This is a genomic window from Bradyrhizobium sp. (assembly GCF_049581145.1).
GTDB lineage: Bacteria > Pseudomonadota > Alphaproteobacteria > Rhizobiales > Xanthobacteraceae > Bradyrhizobium.
This window is the reverse complement of record NZ_JBAURI010000104.1, coordinates 1-1,533: the sequence shown is the minus strand read 5'-3', so window position 1 is coordinate 1,533 and position 1,533 is coordinate 1. Positions and strand designations below refer to the sequence as shown.

1 protein-coding gene is annotated in these 1,533 nt (G+C 66.2%); it reads left to right on the top strand.

The annotated features are described in order from the left end of the window. Positions 1-71 precede the first annotated feature (71 nt). Entirely contained in the window at positions 72-1,451 is a 1,380-nt protein-coding gene (locus WCB02_RS03360; RefSeq protein ID WP_423956370.1) for a leucyl aminopeptidase family protein, read from the top strand. The last annotated feature ends 82 nt before the right edge of the window (positions 1,452-1,533 follow it).

Genomic DNA, 1,533 nt, shown 5'->3' with positions numbered 1-1,533 from the left:
GAGCAATTTGCGTCGCCTTTCCGACCGATAAGCGGCGTGCTAGCAAAACGAAATCAAACACAGGCCAAGCGATGGACCCCATCTTCGTCACCCGTGGCGCTGCGAATGCCGTCCCGATCTGGTTCGTCACCGCGGCGAATTATGCCGACGTGCGCAAGGTTTTGGGTCCAGAGCTTTCAGGCTTCGCCGAGGCCACGGCATTTGAGGCGAAGGCGGGGCGCTCTCTTCTGCTGCCGGGCCAAAACGGCAAAAGCGCGCTGGGCGGCGTGCTGTTCGGGCTGGAAGGGCCGGACGACACGCAAGATCCGTTTCTGCCCGGCCGGCTGGCGCAGCTCTTGCCGGCGGGCACCTACCGCTTCGCCAACGAGCCGCACGATGCGCGGCTTGCCGCCCTTGCCATCGCGCTCGGCCTCTATCAGTTCACCCGTTATCGCAAGGCGGAGTCGCGCGCGATCAAGCTCGATCTGCCGCAAAGCGTCGACCGCGACGACCTTGCCCGCATCGTCGAAGCGGTGACGCTGGCGCGCGATCTGATCAACACGCCGGCAAACGACATGGGGCCGGCGCAGCTCGAACAGGCCGCGCGCAAGCTCGCCGCGCGCCACTCCGCCACCATCAACGCCGTGGTCGGCGAAGAGCTGTTGGACAAGAACTTTCCGCTGATCCACGCCGTCGGCCGCGCCGCCACCAGCGCGCCGCGGCTGATCGATCTCACCTGGGGCGACGACAAGCACCCGCGCGTGACGCTGGTCGGCAAGGGCGTCTGCTTCGACACCGGTGGCCTCGACATCAAGCCCGACAGCGGCATGCTCAATATGAAGAAGGACATGGGCGGCGCTGCGACCGCGCTGGCGCTGGCCTCGATGATTATGGCGCGCGGGCTGAAAATCCGGCTGCGCGTGCTCATTCCGGCGGTGGAGAATTCGATCGCCGGCGCGAGTTTCCGCCCGCGCGACATTTACACCTCGCGCAAGGGCATCACCGTCGAAATCGGCAATACCGATGCCGAAGGCCGTCTCGTTCTCGCCGATGCGCTGGCGCTGGCCGACGAGGACAAGCCTGAACTCATCGCCGACTTCGCGACGCTGACCGGCGCCGCGCGCGTCGCGCTCGGCCCCGACCTGCCCGCCTTTTTCACCGACGACGACGCGCTCGCCGCCGAGCTGATGCGCCATGGCTTGGCCGAGAACGATCCGCTGTGGCGGCTGCCGCTGTGGCGGCCCTACGAGGCGATGCTGGATTCCAAGGTCGCCGATATCAACAATGTCGGCGGCAGCCAGGGCGGCGCCATCACCGCGGCCCTGTTCATGCGCCGTTTCGTGACCGCGAAATCCTGGCTGCATGTCGATCTGTTTGCCTGGACTGCGGCGGCCAAAGCGGGCCGGCCCGAGGGCGGCGAATTGCAGGCGGCGCGCGCGCTCTACGCCATGCTCGCGGCGCGCTACGGCTGAGCAATATCAATGATACGGATCTCGGCTTTCACCCACCGCTCGTCTCCGCGAAAGCGGGGACCCATAGCAATAATGGCAACAT

Coding starts and splice junctions, on each gene's coding strand:
- WCB02_RS03360 (WP_423956370.1), top strand. CDS start 72: ATGGACCCCATCTTCGTCACCCGTGGCGCTGCGAATGCCGTCCCGATC.